This window comes from Hamadaea tsunoensis DSM 44101 (genome assembly GCF_000428945.1).
In the GTDB taxonomy this organism is placed as follows: Bacteria; Actinomycetota; Actinomycetes; order Mycobacteriales; family Micromonosporaceae; genus Hamadaea; species Hamadaea tsunoensis.
On the sequence record NZ_AUAX01000001.1, the window covers coordinates 519355 to 535946 of the forward strand.

Genomic DNA, 16592 nt, shown 5'->3' on the forward strand with positions numbered 1-16592 from the left:
CCGACTCCCGCGACCGGCCCCGGCCGCCCGAGCCGCGCCGCCCGTGCTCAGGCCAGGTTCGCCGAGCGCGGGTAGACGTCCTCGGGGTCGGTGATCACGTTCACGACGTACGGGACGCCGGACGCGAAGGCTCGGGCCAGGGCCGGGCCCAGGTCGGCCGCCTGGGCGACGGTCTCCCCCGCCCCGCCGAGCGCCTGCACGACCTTGTCGTAGTGCAGTCCGGGCTGGAGGTCGGCGGCCACGTCGTAGCCGTACATGGCCTTCATCGGGTGCTTCTCCAGACCCCAGATGCCGTTGTTGCCGACCACGATCACGACCGGCAGCTGCTGGCGTACCAGGGATTCGGCGTCCATCAGGGAGAAGCCGGCCGCCCCGTCCCCCATCAGTACGCAGATCTGGCGGTCCGGATGCGTCACGCGGGCGCCCATCGCGTACCCCATGCCGGTGCCGAGGCAGCCGTAGGGTCCCGGGTCCAGCCACGTGCCGGGCTGGGCGGGTTCGAGGTAGCGGCCGGCGTACGAGACGAAGTCGCCGCCGTCGCCGATCGTGATCGCGTCCCGGTCGAGCACCTTGCGCAGCTCGCCGTAGACCCGGGCGGGCTTGATGAGCTCGGTCTCGGCGTTCATCTCCGCCGCGTGCTTCGCCGCCTGCACGTTCTCCGCTTCGCGGAGCTGCGCGATCCAGTCGGCGTGCTCTACGCGTACTCCCTGGTGGTTCGCGAGATCGGTGAGGATGAGCCGCAGGTCGCCGGCGGGCGCGGCGGCGACGGTGACGTGGTTCGCACGCTGGGACGGGGCGTCCACGATGTGGACGACCGAGGCGGAGCCGAAGTCGCCGAAGCCCAGGCGGAAGTCCAGGGGTGTGCCGATGACGGCGACGACGTCCGCCTGGCTGAGCGCGAGCCGGCGGGACTTCGCGAAGGCGAGCGGGTGCTCGGGCGGCAGGGCGCCGCGGCCCATCCCGTTCGTGAACACCGGTACGCCCAGTTCCTCGGCGGCCGCCCGCAACGCCTCGACGGCATCGCCGGAGTAGACGTCGGAGCCCGCGACGATGACCGGGCGCTGCGCCCCGGCCAGCAGGTTCGCCGCCTTGGCGACCTCTTCGGGGTCGGCGCTCTCGGGCGTGATCAGGGGCGCCTCGGGCGCGGGGACGTCGCCGGTGCTGAAGATGACCTCCAACGGGAAGTCCAAGAAGGACGGTCCCTTGTGGCCGGACAGGCTCTGCTGCAGCGCGCGCTGCACGTGGCGGGGAATGTCGGTGATGTCGGCGATCGTGGCCGCGTACTTGGTGACCGGGGCGACCAGCGGCAGGTGGTCGATCTCCTGCAGGCTGCCCGAGCCCCAGCGGAAGGCCGGTGCCCGCCCGCCCAGCACCAGAACCGGCACCGCGTTGAAGTACGCGCTGGTCAGCCCGGAGATGCCGTTGGTCACGCCCGGGCCGGCGGTCAGCGCGGCGACACCCGGGCGGCGGGTCAGCTTGGCGACCGCCTCGGCCGCGAAGACCGCGGTCTGCTCGTGCCGCACGTCGTAGAGGGGGAAACCGGCCTGATGCGCGGCGTCGTAGAGCGGGAAGAGATGGCCACCCGAGAGGGTGAAGAGCTCGGAAACGCCGGCGGCCTGCAGTGCGGCGAGCGCCAGGGCGCCGCCGTGCCCCTCGATGGTCGACATGTCGGGGAGCCTATCCAGCCCTCTGGAAAATGTGAAGAGATCTCATGCTTTTCTCGGCTCTCGCTTCCGCTGGACGCGCAAGATCCCGTTTGGATCAGGGTTTTCACCCGAATCATGAGCCAAGATTCGGGTGATTTGCCTGATCCAAACGGGATCTTGGAGGGTGTGTCGCGGGGGTCAGCGGCCGGTGAACTTGGGGGCGCGCTTCTCCACGAACGCCGCCATCCCCTCACGCTTGTCGTCCGTCGCGAACAGCGCCGCGAACAGCTGCGACTCCCACGCCAGCCCGCCGGCGAGGTCCCGGTCGAGACCACCGTCGACCGCCGCCTTCGCCGCCGCGATCGCCGCCGCCGGCCCCTCCACGAACGTCTTCATCCAGTCGTACGCGGTCTGGTACACCTCGGCCGCCGGCACGACCTTGTCGGCGAGCCCGATGGCCAGGGCCTCCGCCGCGCCGACCATCCGCCCGGACAGGATCAGCTCCTTGGCCTTCGCCGGGCCGACCAGGCGGGCGAGGCGCTGCGTACCGCCGGCACCGGGGATGACGCCGAGCTTGATCTCGGGCTGGCCGAGCTTCGCGTCCTCCGCGACGACCCGCCAGTCGCAGGCCAGGGCGAGCTCGCAACCGCCACCGAGGGCGTACCCGGTCACGGCCGCGACGACCGGCTTCGGTATCCGCGCCACCGCGTCGAACGCACTGCTCAGCGCGCCCGCCCGCTTCGCCATGTCGACGTACGCCATGTCGGCCATTTCCTTGATGTCGGCCCCCGCGGCGAACACCTTCTCGCCGCCGTAGACGATCACGGCCCGGATCTCGTCGTCGGCCGTGGCCTGCGCGGCCGCCGCCCGCAACTCCTCCTGCACCTGAATGTTGAGAGCGTTCATCGGCGGTCGTTCCAGCCGAATGATCCCGATGCCGTCGGCCTTGTCCAGGCGTACCAGCTCGCCCATGCGTCACCCACTTCGTTGTCGGTCGGTCGCGGTTGGTCCAGCATATGGGCGCGATCCGCGATCGGCGTGCGAGGATGGGCGTACGTTGATGGGGGTCGATCGTGATCACTTATTACAAGGATCCTCAGGTCCAGGTCACGTCCGAGACGCTCCGCGTCGGCGACGTCCGCATACCCCTGGACCGGCTCCAATACGTCTGGCACACCTCGGCCGAGGCACCCCCGAAGGTACGCCTGCGCCTGGTCGGCCGGGGCGCGGTCGGCTTCGGGTTCGTCATCGGCGGCCTGCTGGCCCTCATCGGCATCGTCTACCTGCTGGCCCTGGTGATCGGCGACGCCGCGACGGCCGGGCGCGTACTGCTGCCGCTGGCGGGGGTGGTCGCGCTCGTCGGGCTCGCCGGACCGCTGGTGGAGATGGGGATGCACCGCATCGACCGGAACGTCGACCAGGGCTCCCAGGTGCGGGAGATCTGGAGCGTGGTCGACGGCCAGGAGCGCTGCCTCATCCGGATCGCGGACGCGCAACGGTTCGGCCGGATCTACCGGGCGCTGGAGCGCGCCATCGAAGCAGCCGGCGCACCGGCCCCCGTCGTCGACGGATCGGACGACGGGACCTGACGATCGGCGCCGCCCGGCCCGGGACCTGACGGCTGGGAGGCGGCAGCCGGATTCAGGCCGAGGGAGGCTGGAGGACGGCCCGGGACTGGGTCGCGATCTCCAGCTCCTCCTCCGTCGGCACCACGCACACCGTCACCGGGGCGCCGTCGGGCGAGATCACTCGTTCGCCCTTGCCCGCGTTGCGGTCCGGGTCGACCTCGATGCCCAATGCCGTCAACCCTTCCAGGGCGGCGGCGCGGACGGGGGCGGCGTTCTCGCCCACGCCGGCCGTGAATGCGATCGCCTCGGCCCCGCCCAGAATCGCGTGGTACGCCCCGACCGTCGCCTTGATGCGTCCACAGTAGACGTCGAAGGCGAGGGCCGCCGCCGCGTCCCCGTCCGCCCGGCGGCCCAGGATGTCGCGCATGTCGTTGGCGCCGGCCAGGCCCAGCAGTCCGGACCGGTGGTTGAGCAGTTCGTCCACGTCGTCGAGGGACAGGCCGCCGACGCGTACGAGATGGAAGATCACGGACGGGTCGATGTCGCCGCTGCGGGTGCCCATGACCAGGCCAGGCAGCGGCGAGAGGCCCATCGAGGTCGCGACACTGCGGCCGTCGCGGACCGCGCAGGCGCTGGCCCCGTTGCCGAGGTGCAGCGTGATCACCTTCCGCGCACCCGTGAGCACCGCCGTACGCCGGGACACGTACGCGTGCGACGTCCCGTGGAACCCGTACCGGTGGATGCCGTACCGCTCGGCGATGGCGAGGTCGATCGCATAGGTGGACTCGGCCGCGGGCATCGTCCGGTGAAACGCCGTGTCGAACACCGCCACCTGCGGTACGCCGGGGATCAGCCGGCGCGCGACCTCGATACCGGTCAGGTTGGCGGGATTGTGCAGCGGGGCGAGCGGGATCAGCTCGCGGACCACGGCGACGACCTCGTCGTCGATGAGCGTGGGGGCCGAGAACCGCGTGCCGCCGTGCACGACCCGGTGCCCGACGGCGGCGAGCCCGTCGAGATCCAGCTCCCCGAGGACGCCCCGCAGCGCGGACTCGTGGTCGGTGACGCGCTCCACGAGTCCTTTCGCGACGGTGCCGTCCCCGTCGAACAGCCGGTACTTGACGGACGACGACCCGCAGTTGAGGACGAGGACGCGGCTCGCCCTGCCCTCGGCACCGTGTTCGCTGCTTCGGGAGCCGGCTTCGCTGCTTCGGGAGCCGTTTTCGCTGCTTCGGGCCCCGGCTTCACTGGTGGGGGCGCCGGCTTCGCTGGTGGGGGCGCCGGCTTCGCTGGTGGGGGCGCCGGCTTCGCTGGTGGGGGCGCCGGCTTCGCCGGTCACGACGCTGCCTGGATGGCCGTGATGGCGACGGTCGAGATGATGTCCCGCACCGTGGCTCCCCGGGACAGGTCGTTGACCGGTTTGCGGAGGCCCTGCATGACCGGCCCGACGGCGACCGCCCCCGCCGACCGCTGCACGGCCTTGTACGTGTTGTTGCCCGTGTTCAGGTCCGGGAAGATCAGGACGGTCGCGTGCCCGGCGACCTCGCTGCCCGGCAGCTTGGTGGCCGCCACGCTCGGATCGACGGCCGCGTCGTACTGGATCGGGCCCTCGACCGGCAGGTCCGGGCGGCGTTCCCGGACGAGCTTCGTGGCCGCGGCGACCTTGTCCACGTCCGCGCCGAAGCCGCTGCCGCCGGTCGAGTAGGAGAGCATCGCGACCCGCGGCTCGACACCGAACCGCGCGGCCGTCTCCGCCGAGGAGATCGCGATGTCGGCCAGCTGCTCCGGATTCGGGTCGGGGTTGATCGCGCAGTCGCCGTAGACCAGGACGCGGTCGGCCAGGCACATGAAGAAGACGCTGGAGGCGATCGAGACACCCGACGCGGTCTTGATGATCTCGAAGGCCGGCCGGATCGTGTCGGCCGTCGGGTGCACGCAGCCGGAGACCATCGCGTCGGCGCGGCCGCTGTTGACCATGAGCGTCCCGAAGTAGTTCACGTCGCTGACCTGGTCGTACGCCTTCTCCAGGGTCATGCCCTTGTGCTCGCGGAGCTTCGCGTACGTGCCGGCGAACTCGGTACGCCAGGGGCTCGTCACCGGGTCGACCAGGCGGGCGCCGCCGTCGCCGAGGCCGAGGTCGAGCCCGAGATCCCGGACCCTCTCCTCGATCACGTCGACCGGGCCGAGCAGGGTCAGCTCGCACACCCCCCGGCGCAGCAGCTGTTCGGCCGCCCGCAGGACACGCTCCTCGGTACCCTCCGGCAGCACCACCTGGCGCAGATCGGCGCGGGCCCGTTCGATCAGCTCGTACTCGAACATCAGCGGAGTCACCCGCTCCGACCGGGTCACGTCCAGCCGGGACGTCAGCTCCGGCACGTCGACGCTCGCCTCGAACGCACCCAGGGCGGCGTTGACCTTGCGGGGATTGTCCGCCTTCAACGCACCTTCCAGGCCGGTCAGCCGGGAGACGGTCTCGAAGCTGTCGTCGCGTACCGAGATGACGGGCAGTTCGGCCCGGAACCGCCCGATCAGGGCCACGACCCGGGGATCAGGCTCAATGCCGAGCGTGAGGATCAGCCCGGCGATCGAGGCCAGCCCGGACGAGTGCGCGGCCATCGAGGCCACGATCAGGTCGGCGCGGTCGCCCGGCGTGATCACGAGGCAGCCGTCGCTCACGTGGTCCAGGAAGGTCGGCACGGTCGCGCCGCCGACCACGATGTGCAGCACGTCCCGGTCGAGCGCCTGCGGCGAGGTGCCGAGCAGCGGGGTCGCGCCGAGCACCTGGACGACCTCGGCCACCGTGGGCGCGCTGACCGCCGCGATGCGGGGCACCGCGTAGACCGGGGTGCCGTCGATCACGGCCGGCAGGCTGCTCATCTGCTCGGCGGACACCCGGTTCGCGAACAACGCGATCAGGGGGTGCCCCAGCACCGCCTGCTGCGCCGCCCGCAACGCGGCGTCGATCTCCTGCGTGGTGCGGCCGTCGCCGTCGACCACCGGCAGCAGCGGCGCGCCCAGCTCCCCGGCCAGCCGGATGTTCATGCCCAGTTCGTCGGGGAAGGTCGCCTCACCCTCGCCGCCGTCCGGCGCCCCGAAATCGGTCCCCACCACGACGACCGCGTCGCAGTTGCGCTCGATCTCGTGGAACCGCTCCAGGATCAGGCCCACCACCGCGTCCTGCTGGCCGCGGCCGAGCATGAGGGCGGCCTCCGCGTAGGTCACGCCGGTCCCGGCCGCCATCGGCGAGATCGCATAGTGGTTGCGCACGAGGGTCACGATCGGATCGTCGACCTTGCGCGTGAAGGGACGGAACACCCCGATCCGGCGTACGCGCCGCGACAGCAGCTCGGCCACCCCCAGTGCGATGGTCGACTTGCCGCCGCCGGCGTCGAGGCCGGTCACATACACGCTGCGCGCCACGTGATCACCCTATCGTTGGACGGCACTGCGCCCGTGAAGGTCCGCCCGGTCCGCGGCGGCGCGACCCTGCGCCCAGCCCTCGGCGTTGCGGACGGTGACGGTCTGGGTCTCCAGCCGGGGGAAGAGCGCGGTGAACCGCTCCTGGACCTGGTCGGCCCGCGCCTTCAGGACCGGCAGCAGATCCATCGTCGTCTCCGTCTGCGCCTCCCGGACCGCGTCCTCGGCGGCACCGCTGAGACGTTCGCCGATCCGGTGCGCGTACGCGGTCAGGAAGGCCTGCCGGAACGACCGGGTGTTGTTGCGCCCGTAGCGGTCCTGGTGGGGGCCGGTCTGGGTCATCGCCTTGATCGCCTGCACGAGCAGTGAGGTGAACAGCAGCTCGACCGAGTCGAGGTCGGCCGGGAAGCCCATGACCGTCGAGAAGCCGTAGTTCCTGGACCACACCGCGCGGCAGTTGTTGGCGCTCGCGACCACCTGCAGCAGCATCGTCTTCGACGCCTCGTACGGGTTGTCGACGAGCACCCGCCGCACGGCCGGCTCGTCCCGCCCGCCGGTACGCGCCGCCAGCAGCGCGAGATCGATGCTGTGCCGGGCCATCAGCTCCTGCGCCTTGGCCGTGTAGGCCTCCGCCTCCTGCGGGAAGGTCGTCGACTCGGCCTTGGCCAGCAGCGCGCGTACGCGATCGAGCATGCGCTGGTCGACGGGGCCGCGCGCGCGGGCGGGCGACTCGGGCCGGGCCTCGCCGGGCAGCGGACCCGCGAACGGCAATTCCGGCAACCGCCGCAGATACGTCAGTACGCTCAGCGCCCGCGACAGCACGGCCTCGGCGTCGCCGCGCTGGCCGCCGAACGGGCCGCCCTCGGGGCCGCTGTCGGCGCCGATGTCCTTCAGCTGAGCCCGCCAGCGGTCGTCGAGCCGGGCCGCCGCGTAGCCGCGGGCCTCCTCGGCGACGGTGTCGCGCACGAGCCGGGCGCAGTCCTCGTCGACCTCCCGCCGGACGGCCCGGACCAGCTCGGCGGGCTGCCAGCCGCGGCGCCACACCGTCGCGACCTCGCTCACCAGCATCGCCGAGAACACCGCGGCCACCTCCGGCCGCCCGGCCAGCTCCCGCACCCGCCGCCGGTGGACGTCGGCCCGCGGCGCGGTGAAGGCGATCTCGGCGATGAGCCGTTCGGTGATCTGGCGGTCCGAGGGCCGGGGCTTGCCGGCCGGCTCGTGGTCCACGTGCTTCCCCCTGTTCGTCGGTCCCAGCCTATCGAGCGGAGCGGACACTCTTCTGTGACGTACATCCATCTGAAGCGTTCTGGCGTGGAGTTCCAGCAGATCCAGGCGCGCCATAAGGGCGTGCCGGCGGTGATGACGCGAATCGCCGGGATTCCGGTCGAGAAATGAAGCCGCCTTTGATCTCGACGAGAAGGTTAGGCGCGGGCCTTGTGAGATCACAACGAGGCGAAACGGCCTGTGGATAAAGCGCGCTTCTCTGAACGTCCTTGGAGGGCGCCCGGCCTGCTGTATCCGCAACTCCAAAACATTTCCTCGATTGTCCATTTGCTTTCGACAACCGCATTTCGAAGATCCCGTTTGGACCAGCGATTCGCACGTAGTCACGGCCCGGAATTCGGCTCTCCAGCCCATGTGCGGGTGCTGTCCCGCCGTTCGGCCGGGAGCCGGTTCGGCCGTGGAGCGGTTGGCCGGTAACACCACGACCCGTGATCATTTACCGCTATGACGGCAGTCTCGGCCTCATCTTCGTGATCAAATACCGTCAATACGGCAAGAAAGCGCTCTCTCGCCGCAATAGCGGTATTCGATCAAGGGAATCGGTATCGCGGTGCCGTGATAGCGGTATTCGATCACGCACGTAAGGACGGAAGACCCAAGACCGCTCCAAGATCTGGTTTGGATCACGGTTGCCACCCGAATCATGGCCCAAGATTCGGGTGATTTCCCTGATCCAAACCGGATCTTGGGGCGGCCCAAACGGGATCTTGGGGTCGGGGTGAGGTGGGAGAGGGTCAGGCGCGGGTGACCTGTTTGACCGGCTCCGCGCCGTCCCGCTGACGCGGGATCGCGACCTCCCGGAGCCGACGGCGCGCCCGCGGCCGCGACGCCACCGCCGACACCACGGAGATCAGGGTCGCCAGCAGCACCAGCATCGCGATGAGCGGGCGCGGTGCCCCGCCGACCGCGTTCGCGTCGGAGGTGAGGAAGTCGTACCAGACGAGCACGGACTGGATCAGCGTCACCGCCGTGAAGACGAAGATGAGCCGGTTGCGGCGCTCGTCGCGGTTGTTGAAGATGCGTTCCCGATGCAGCGTGAACAGGTCGCGCAGGGCGGCCGTACGCTCTTCCAGCCCCTGCGCCTCCTCCGTGGTGTTCCACGCCGCGCTGGCCGCCTGGCTGATCCGGCGCCGGGGGGCGGTCAGGTAGCGGGATTCCTGCTTGAGCAGCAGGTTGCGCAGCGTCACGTCCTCGGTGAGGGCGAGCACGTCGACGTACTGCGTCTCCATCGTGATGAGGTTGCGCGCGTCGTTGGCGCTCAGCGCGAGCAGGAGTTCGGCGATGTGCCGCTTGGCCTCGTCGACCACGAGCCACTCCTGGGTGGCGATCATCAGACCTTCGATGACGTCGTTGACCAGACCGGTCCGGCCGCCCGTGTGCAGGTTGGTCACGCCCGTGCCGACCTGCACGTCGGCGTTGCCGGTCAGCTGGGCGGAGACGCCGTACCAGCGGGCGCCGGGGAATTCGACCTCGGGCGCGCCGTCCACGCAGATCCGGTGCCACCACAGCAGGCTGCTCGCGTCCAGGGCGGACTTCGGGACCGGCCGGAGCAGCGCGGGGTCCACCGCGTCGACGATCTCCCGGCACCAGCGGCCGATGAGCGGCTCGATGACCTCGGTCACCGGCGTCTCGTACGCCTTGAAACGGTCGCAGGAATCCTCGTCTTCCAGGTCGAGGACGAGGTCGTCGGGCACGTCCAGTTCGCAGACGACGAAGCCCACGGCAAGGCTGGAGATATAGAGGCGTACGAAGCCGGCCCCCTCGATCTCGGCCGCGCCGGAGAAGACCATCGTCTCCATCCGCTGGTGCGCCGAGCGCTGCACGTCGAGGAACAGGCCCTGCGTCTCGAAGAGCGCCCGGTCGACGTCGAAGTCGGTCAGCCGCCGGGTCAGCGCCTGCGACACCCGGTCGCGGCCGTCCCCGCTCATCATCCCGACCAGCGAGAAGCGTACGGGCAGCAGGAAGGCGCCCACGTTGATGACCCGCACCGAACCACCCTGTCCCGGGGAGAAGAGGAAAAAGGTCAAGCGTTGTGCGTCGCGAGCAGCCATTCGCCATGACCGGCCCGGCCCGCCCGCGTGGTCCACTCTGGACCCAGCATGTCGGCCAGTCTATCGGGATGCACGTACAGCGGCGTACCCGCGCCGAAGGACGTGCACCACAGCAGCTGGCCGCCGGGCGCGAGCACCCGGGTGAACTCGTGCAGGTGCGGTACGCCGTTCAGCCCGACCAGCAGCGGCACGGAACCGTCGCGGAACGGCAGGCGGCGTACGTCGGCGGCGAGGTAGTGCGTCTGCGGCAGGCAAGGCGCCCCGGTCAGCATCGACTCGTTGACGTCGGTGGCGAGCACGGGCGGGCCGGCCTTGCTGAGCACCAGGGTCGCCTGGCCGGTGCCGCAGCCCACTTCGACGATCCACGGGACCGGCCGGATGTGCGCGAGGCCGACCGACACGGGTGCCGCGTACCAGTGCTGGTCCTTGGCCCAGTCGGTCCACTCGGGGGCCATCTCGTCGTAGGTCCGCACGAGATCCGCCCACGCCGCGTCGTCGAAGGGGTCCTTCAGGATCCGCTCCAGCGCCGCACGGCTGCGGTGGTTCTCCGCGTTGAGCTGCGGCGGCGGGTCCTGAGGCACCTCGACCGCGTCCTGCCATACCTGCACCGGCATGTCCAGAAGGGTACTCATCACCCACCAGCCAGCGCCATCGTCCGGCGGGCGGCCGCGACCATCGCGACGTCCACGAAGCGCCCGTCCGGCAGGACCGCCGTGCCGGCCGCCGGATCGAAGCGCTCCAGCAGCAGCCGCGCCCGATCCACCTCGTCGGCCGTCGGCCGGAACGCCCGGTCGATCACCGGCAGCTGCCGCGGATGGATCGCCGCCCGCCCCAGCAGGCCCAGACCCCGACCCACCAGGCAGGACGCGGCCAGTCCGTCCAGATCGGACACATGCGGGTACACCGACATGGCCGGCGGTGGCAGGCCCGCGGCCCGCGCGGCCACGACGATCCGCGACCGCGCCCACGCGAACCCGGCGTCGTCGCTCACGCCCAGGTCCGCGCCCAGATCGGCCTCACCGAGCCCGATCGAGCCGGCGGGAGCGCACGACGACGCGATCTCCGCGGCCCGCTCCAGCCCCCGGGCACTTTCGATCAACCCATGCACGGGTACGCCGACCGGAGCGACCGGTTCCTCCACCTTGGGCAGGCGTACCCCGGACAGGCCGGGCAGCCCGAGCAGCGTGGTGAGCTGATCCGGGGCGGAGATGCGTACCTGGACGGGGACGGGATGGGAGGCCGAGAGGAAGGCGGCCGTCTCCTCCAGCGCGAGCTGTTTCCGGGCCGGGGCCACGGCGTCCTCAAGGTCGATGATCACGACGTCCGCGCCGGAACCGACGGCCGAGGCGAACCGGTCCGGCCGGTCCCCGGGCACGTAGAGCCAGGTCAGCGGGATCACGCGACGCCACGTTCGCGCAGCGCGGCGATCTCGTCGTCGGCCAGGCCGAGTTCGCGCAGGATCTCGTCGGTGTCGTGGCCGTGCGGGCGGCCGGCCTCGCGTACCCCGCCGGGGGTCTCGGAGAGGCGGAAGGGGACGTTCTGCATCGTCAGGTCCGGGCCGTCGGCACTGGGCACGGTCACGAAGGTGCCCAGCGCCGCCAGGTGCGGATCGTCGGCCAGTTCGGGGACCGCGTACACGGGGCCGATCGCGGCGTCGGCGGCGGTGAAGGCGCGGATCACCTCGTCGCGGTCGCGCTCGGCGATCCAGGCGGCGACGGCGCCGTCGAGCAGGTCGGCGTGCGTGGCGCGGCCGGCGCCGGTGGCGAACCACGGTTCGTCCACAACGGACGGCAGGCCGACGAGGGTCATGACCCGGGCGGCGACCGAGGTGGCGCTCGTCGAGACGGCGACCCACCTCCCGTCCGCGCACCGGTACGCGTTGCGCGGCGCGTTGTTCGCCGACCGGTTGCCCAGCCGGGGCGAGACGTAGCCGAGTTCCCGCCACCACGTGACCTGGGGACCCAGCATCGCCATCAGCGGTTCGACGAGGGAGAGGTCGACGACCTGGCCGCGGCCGGTCGCGTCGCGCGAGCGCAGCGCGAGCAGGACGGCGTACGCGGTCGCCAGCCCGGTCACCGAGTCGGCCAGCCCGAACGGCGGCAGGGTCGGCGGCCCGTCCGGTTCGCCGGTCGCCATCGCGAAGCCGGACATCGCCTCGGCCAGCGTGCCGAACCCGGGGCGCGACGCGTACGGGCCGGTCTGGCCGAAGCCGGTGATCCGGGCGATCACGAGGCCGGGGTTCACCTCGTGCAGCACGTCCGGACCGAGGCCCCAGCGTTCGAGGGTGCCCGGCCGGAAGTTCTCGATGAGCACGTCCGCGCCGGCGAGCAGGCGCCGCAACAGGTCCGCACCCTCCGGAGTGGACAGGTTGAGCGTGCCGCAGCGCTTGTTGCGCTGGAGCACCCTGCCCCACAGTCCGCCAGGACCGTGACCGCGGCCGGTGTCGGGGACCGCCGGGTGCTCGATCTTGATCACGTCGGCCCCGAAGTCGCCGAGGAACGCCCCGGCCAGCGGCCCGGCGATCACGGTCGCCACCTCGACGACCTTGACCCCGGCGAGCGGCCCGGTCACAGGTCCACCGCCAGGCGGAAGCCGACCGACGGGGACCGGTCGAGCCCCTCCCCCGTCAGCAGCAGCTTGGCGCTGTAACCGGCCGGTCGGGGGCCGCCGTCGAAGTACCAGTCCGAGCCCTCGGCCGCGTACGCGCAGCCGCCCTTGACGATGACGAAGCGCGTACGCCCGTCGGAGTGCTCGCTCTCGGTCAGGTTCCACACGAGCGGCTCGCGCCGGCGCAGCAGTCCCGCCTCGGCGGCGACCTGCCACTCGTCCTCGGTCGGCAGGCGGGACCCGTGCGCGGCCGCGTACGCGCGGGCCTCCGCGAGGGTCACACCGGTCGCGGGCGCCCCGGGATCGCCCACGCACCCGGTTCCCCGGAAGGCGGCCAGTTCCCCGGCGCTCACCTCGGCGACCGCGATCGCGAAGGCGCCCAGCTCCACGGACCGGTGCAGGGTCGCCAGGTCGTGCAGGCGGGGCGGCAGCGGCTTCCACTCGTCGACGTAGGGGACCTCGCCGTAGAGCCCGGTCTCCCGGCGGCGATGGCGGACGACCAGATCCCGGCGACCGGTCGGCAGCGCGGCGAAGCCCTCCGGCACGCCGCTCACGGGCGCGGGCCGGTGCGGCACCCTGATCGCCGCCCGCGCGGGGAAGCCCGGGTCGAGCATCGGGGCCGCGACCGCTCCCGCCGACGTGACCAGGCCGAGACCGCCCGCCGGGAGGAATCCGCCCACGCCGGTCGACAGCCACGGGCCGTCGTGGTCGTCGCCCCGGTTCACGACCGTCCACAGTGTCTCGCCGTCGAGGTCCCAGCGGGACGCGTACACGGCGCCGCCGGCGTGGTCGGCCAGCGGCGTCCAGGTGCCCGAACGGAAGAACGCGGCATAGGTGTCCCAAGTGGACCGCAGGAACCGCAGCAGGCCCCTGTCCCGTTCCGACCAGCCGACCCAGGAGCCGAAGACCGCCTCCCAGACGAGCATCCCGCTGCCGTTGAACCAGGCCGACTGCAACTCTTCGAGGTGGTCGCGATGCCAGCGCCGGGTGTGGTGCAGCATGTGCCGCGGCTCGAACCACTTGGCGCGCAGCACTCCCGGCACCGGCGAGTCGCCGAACCACTGCGCCCACGACATCGTGTGGTCCGCGATCCGGTCCAGCGGTACGCGTGACTCCCCGGCCAGCACCGTCTCGCGGGGCAGCGCCGCGACGAGGTCGGCGGCGGACTTCAGGGTGTCGAGGAAGAGCCCGTCGACACCGAGGCGTTCGACGAGCTCGGCGATCTGGGCGGGTTCGCCGCCGTCCCAGGGGTTGTAGTCGGCGAAGACGCGTACGCCGCGGGCCTGGAAAGCCCGGACGACCTCGGGGAGCGCGTCGACGGCGTAGAAGTCGAACTGGTCGCGGGCGTCGATCCCGATGACCGGGTACGCGTGCCACAGCACCACCCCGTCGAACCCGCCGAACTCCTCGACGGCCCGGTCGACGAAGGAGTCGACGGTGAACTGTCGCGTCGCGTGATCGTAGAGCGTCTCGTCCCACAGCCAGACGAGGGCGACGGCGAAACAGTCGAGCGGCGCGACGTCGTAGCGCGACCCGTCGTAGCCCAGCCGTTCCCGCGCACCGGTACGCCAGCGCGCCAGCACCGCCCGCCAGGCCGCCCAGTCGGCCGGGTCGTCCGGCGCCGCGAAGATCTTCGCCTCGTCGAGCACCGACAGGTCGGCGTCGTCGTCGAGCGGGACCGGCGTCGGCCGGTCCAGCGGGCGCGGGACGTAAGGGTTCACTACTGCTTCGCCGCCAGCATGTCGATCTCGTCGCGGGTGGCCAGCGAGCTGGACGCGCCGAGCCGGGTGGCGCCGATCGCGCCGGCCGCGCAGGCCCAGCCGAGCGCCTCGACGACCGGCTTGCCCTCCGTGTACGCGACCGCGAACGCGCCCATGAACCCGTCCCCGGCGGCGGTCGAGTCGACGGCGTCCACCTCGGGGGCGGGCATGTGCAGCCACGCGCCGTCCCGGTCGGCGTAGAAGGCGCCGTCGGCCCCGACGGTCAGCACGATCCGCCTGGCCAGCGGGCGCAGCCGCTCCATCAGCTGGTACGCGTGCATGTCGCGGGCCGCCGCGACCCGGCTCAGCCGGGCCGAGCTGTCGACGTCGCCGAGCACCATCTGCGCCTCGATCGTGTTGACGACGAGGACGTCCACGCAGTCGAGCAGCTCGGCGGGCAGGCGCTGAGCCGGGGCGGCGTTCAGCAGCACCGGTACGCCGGCCGCCTTGGCCGTCCGGGCGGTCTCGACGACGGTCGCCATCGGGATCTCCAGCTGGAGCACGACCGCGTCGGCCCCGGCGACGGCCGCCCGGTCGGCATCGGTGAGCGCGGTGAGCTGCGAGTTCGCCCCGGGCGCCACGATGATCAGATTCTCGCCCTCGTCGTCGACGGCGATCAGGGCGACGCCGGACGGGCCGGGCACGACGCGCAGGTGCGCCAGGTCGATGCCGGCCGCGCCGAGGCTGGCCCGCAGTTGGAGGCCGAAGTCGTCGTCCCCGATCGCGCCGACGAACTTCACGTCGGCACCGGCGTACGCGGCGGCCATGGCCTGGTTGGCGCCCTTGCCGCCCGGGACGGTGGTGAAGCCGTGGCCGAGCACGGTCTCCCCCGGCCGGGGCAGCTGGGCGGCCGTCGCCACCAGGTCGAGGTTGACGCTGCCCACTACGACGATCTTCATCTGCTCATCCTCAGGGTCCGCTCGGCCAGCTCCGTGAACGTCACCCGGTCACTGCCCGGAATGCTGGTACGCACAGTGTCGCGCAGCGGCCCGCTCCACTCCGGCGGCACCTTCCCGGCGAGCGCACCGGTGATCGCGCCGACCGTGGCGCCGTTCGAGTCGGTGTCGCAGCCGGCGGTCACGACACCGCAGACCGAGGCCGCGAAGTCGCCCCCGAAGTACGCGAGCGCGGCCGCGACGAGGGCCGCATTGGGCAGCACGTGGACCCAGTGGTGCTTGCCGTAGAGCGCGTAGACGCCGTCGACGACGGATTCCCAGGAGTCGCCGTGGGTGGCGAGATCGCGGCCGTCCATGACCGCGTGGGCGAACCGGCTCACCGGCGGCAGCACGGACTCCCCCGCGTCCAGGACGGCCTCGACGGAGTCGGCGGTCAGCGCGGCGCTGCTCAGGGCGGCGACCCACATCGCGCCGTAGACCCCCGCCCGCACGTGGCTCACGACGGCGTCCCGGTACGCGGCCGCGGCGGCCAGATCCGGCCGCCCCGGATGGATCCAGCCGTAGAGGTCGGCGCGGATCTGGGCGCCGATCCACTCGCGGAACGGGTTGCCCCGCGTGGCCGTCGCCGGCGGCGTGTAGCCCAGCAGCAGGTTGCGGTACGCGATCCGCTCGGCCGTGAACACGCGCCCGGCCGGCAGCTCGTCCAGCCACGCCTGGGCGACGTCCTCGCTGGTGAAGTCGCGGCCGGCCCGCTCGACGAGCCGCAGGGCGAGCAGCGTGTAGTTGAGATCGTCGTCCTCGGGCGTGCCCTCGCTGACCCCGGCCGCCAGCGGCTCGGCCAGGCTGGTCGGCGCGGACCGCCGGTTCCACGGCCAGCGCGCGGTCACCTCCGCCGGTACGCCCGCCCCCGAGATGTAGCCGCGCAACGGCCACTGCCCGCTCGCGGACAGGATCTCGCGGATGCCCTCCCGCGGGATCTTCTCGACCGGCTTGCCGAGGACGCAGCCGGCCGCCCGGCCGACCCAGGCGGAGTGCACGCGGTCGAAGTCGTGGCGCGCCGGGAACTCCGGCACGTTCTTCCAGAGGGCGCGGATGCCGTCGAGGTCGTCGGGCTCGCCCGGGCTGACCGGCATGGGCTGCTCGTCCAGCGCCTCCATCAGCCGGTCGGCGAGCGCATGCAGCTGCGGCGAGGCCGGCGTCGCGGACGCCCCCGCCGGCGTCGCCGCCAGCGACCCGCCGGCGTCGAGCCATTTCCATGTCACCCGGCTCACGTCCTTGCCGAGATCACGCGCGGCCACCAGCTCGTGCGTCAGCAGATCCTCAGGCTGCACCCAGCTCAATCGCATGGCGCACAAGGTAGCGC

13 protein-coding genes are annotated in these 16592 nt (G+C 71.9%); 1 reads left to right on the forward strand and 12 read right to left on the reverse strand.

The genetic code is table 11. The features are described 5' to 3' along the window. Positions 1-47: 47 nt before the first annotated feature. Positions 48-1667: an acetolactate synthase gene (locus tag G401_RS0102330; protein ID WP_027341238.1), complete on the reverse strand. Its 1620-nt coding sequence runs from the start codon at positions 1665-1667 to the stop codon at positions 48-50. 177 nt (positions 1668-1844) lie between these two features. Continuing rightward, positions 1845-2618, reverse strand: coding sequence for an enoyl-CoA hydratase-related protein (locus G401_RS0102335; RefSeq protein WP_027341239.1), 774 nt, complete (start codon positions 2616-2618; stop codon positions 1845-1847). Positions 2619-2719: 101 nt separating this feature from the next. Between G401_RS0102335 and G401_RS42895 the strand changes: the two genes are divergently transcribed. After that, positions 2720-3235, forward strand: coding sequence for a DUF6232 family protein (locus tag G401_RS42895; protein WP_051366018.1), 516 nt, complete (start codon positions 2720-2722; stop codon positions 3233-3235). Between the two features lie 52 nt (positions 3236-3287). Here G401_RS42895 and G401_RS42900 read toward each other — a convergent pair whose 3' ends face one another. The 10 genes from G401_RS42900 to G401_RS0102395 all read right to left on the reverse strand — a co-directional run bounded on the left by G401_RS42900 (position 3288) and on the right by G401_RS0102395 (position 16575). Further along, positions 3288-4325, reverse strand: a complete 1038-nt coding sequence (locus G401_RS42900; RefSeq protein ID WP_051366044.1) for an acetate/propionate family kinase — start codon at positions 4323-4325, stop codon at positions 3288-3290. Between the two features lie 224 nt (positions 4326-4549). Then, complete coding sequence (pta, locus tag G401_RS0102350; protein ID WP_027341240.1) at positions 4550-6634, reverse strand: phosphate acetyltransferase; 2085 nt, start codon at positions 6632-6634, stop codon at positions 4550-4552. Positions 6635-6643: 9 nt separating this feature from the next. Further along, complete coding sequence (locus tag G401_RS42905; RefSeq protein ID WP_051366019.1) at positions 6644-7858, reverse strand: DUF2786 domain-containing protein; 1215 nt, start codon at positions 7856-7858, stop codon at positions 6644-6646. A 791-nt stretch (positions 7859-8649) separates the two neighbouring features. Continuing rightward, complete coding sequence (locus tag G401_RS0102365; RefSeq protein ID WP_027341241.1) at positions 8650-9903, reverse strand: hypothetical protein; 1254 nt, start codon at positions 9901-9903, stop codon at positions 8650-8652. Between the two features lie 35 nt (positions 9904-9938). Continuing rightward, positions 9939-10580: a class I SAM-dependent methyltransferase gene (locus tag G401_RS0102370; RefSeq protein WP_157545226.1), complete on the reverse strand. Its 642-nt coding sequence runs from the start codon at positions 10578-10580 to the stop codon at positions 9939-9941. A 17-nt stretch (positions 10581-10597) separates the two neighbouring features. Further along, positions 10598-11365, reverse strand: a complete 768-nt coding sequence (locus tag G401_RS0102375) for an HpcH/HpaI aldolase/citrate lyase family protein (protein WP_027341243.1) — start codon at positions 11363-11365, stop codon at positions 10598-10600. Then, on the reverse strand, positions 11362-12537 hold the full coding sequence (locus G401_RS0102380; RefSeq protein WP_027341244.1) for a CaiB/BaiF CoA transferase family protein: 1176 nt from the start codon (positions 12535-12537) through the stop codon (positions 11362-11364). Before G401_RS0102380 ends, G401_RS0102375 begins: the two co-directional genes overlap by 4 nt. Further along, entirely contained in the window at positions 12534-14294 is a 1761-nt protein-coding gene (locus G401_RS0102385) for an SUMF1/EgtB/PvdO family nonheme iron enzyme (protein ID WP_027341245.1), read from the reverse strand. Before G401_RS0102385 ends, G401_RS0102380 begins: the two co-directional genes overlap by 4 nt. Next, positions 14294-15232, reverse strand: a complete 939-nt coding sequence (locus G401_RS0102390) for a ribokinase (RefSeq protein ID WP_027341246.1) — start codon at positions 15230-15232, stop codon at positions 14294-14296. Before G401_RS0102390 ends, G401_RS0102385 begins: the two co-directional genes overlap by 1 nt. Then, positions 15229-16575, reverse strand: coding sequence for an ADP-ribosylglycohydrolase family protein (locus G401_RS0102395; RefSeq protein WP_027341247.1), 1347 nt, complete (start codon positions 16573-16575; stop codon positions 15229-15231). The genes G401_RS0102390 and G401_RS0102395 overlap by 4 nt, the downstream gene beginning before the upstream one ends. Positions 16576-16592 lie beyond the last annotated feature (17 nt).

Excerpts from the sequence above, each read along its gene's own strand:
- G401_RS0102330 (WP_027341238.1), bottom strand. The coding sequence starts at position 1,667 with ATGTCGACCATCGAGGGGCACGGCGGCGCCCTGGCGCTCGCCGCACTG.
- G401_RS0102395 (WP_027341247.1), bottom strand. The coding sequence starts at position 16,575 with ATGCGATTGAGCTGGGTGCAGCCTGAGGATCTGCTGACGCACGAGCTG.
- G401_RS0102390 (WP_027341246.1), bottom strand. The coding sequence starts at position 15,232 with ATGAAGATCGTCGTAGTGGGCAGCGTCAACCTCGACCTGGTGGCGACG.
- G401_RS0102335 (WP_027341239.1), bottom strand. The coding sequence starts at position 2,618 with ATGGGCGAGCTGGTACGCCTGGACAAGGCCGACGGCATCGGGATCATT.
- G401_RS0102370 (WP_157545226.1), bottom strand. The coding sequence starts at position 10,580 with ATGCCGGTGCAGGTATGGCAGGACGCGGTCGAGGTGCCTCAGGACCCG.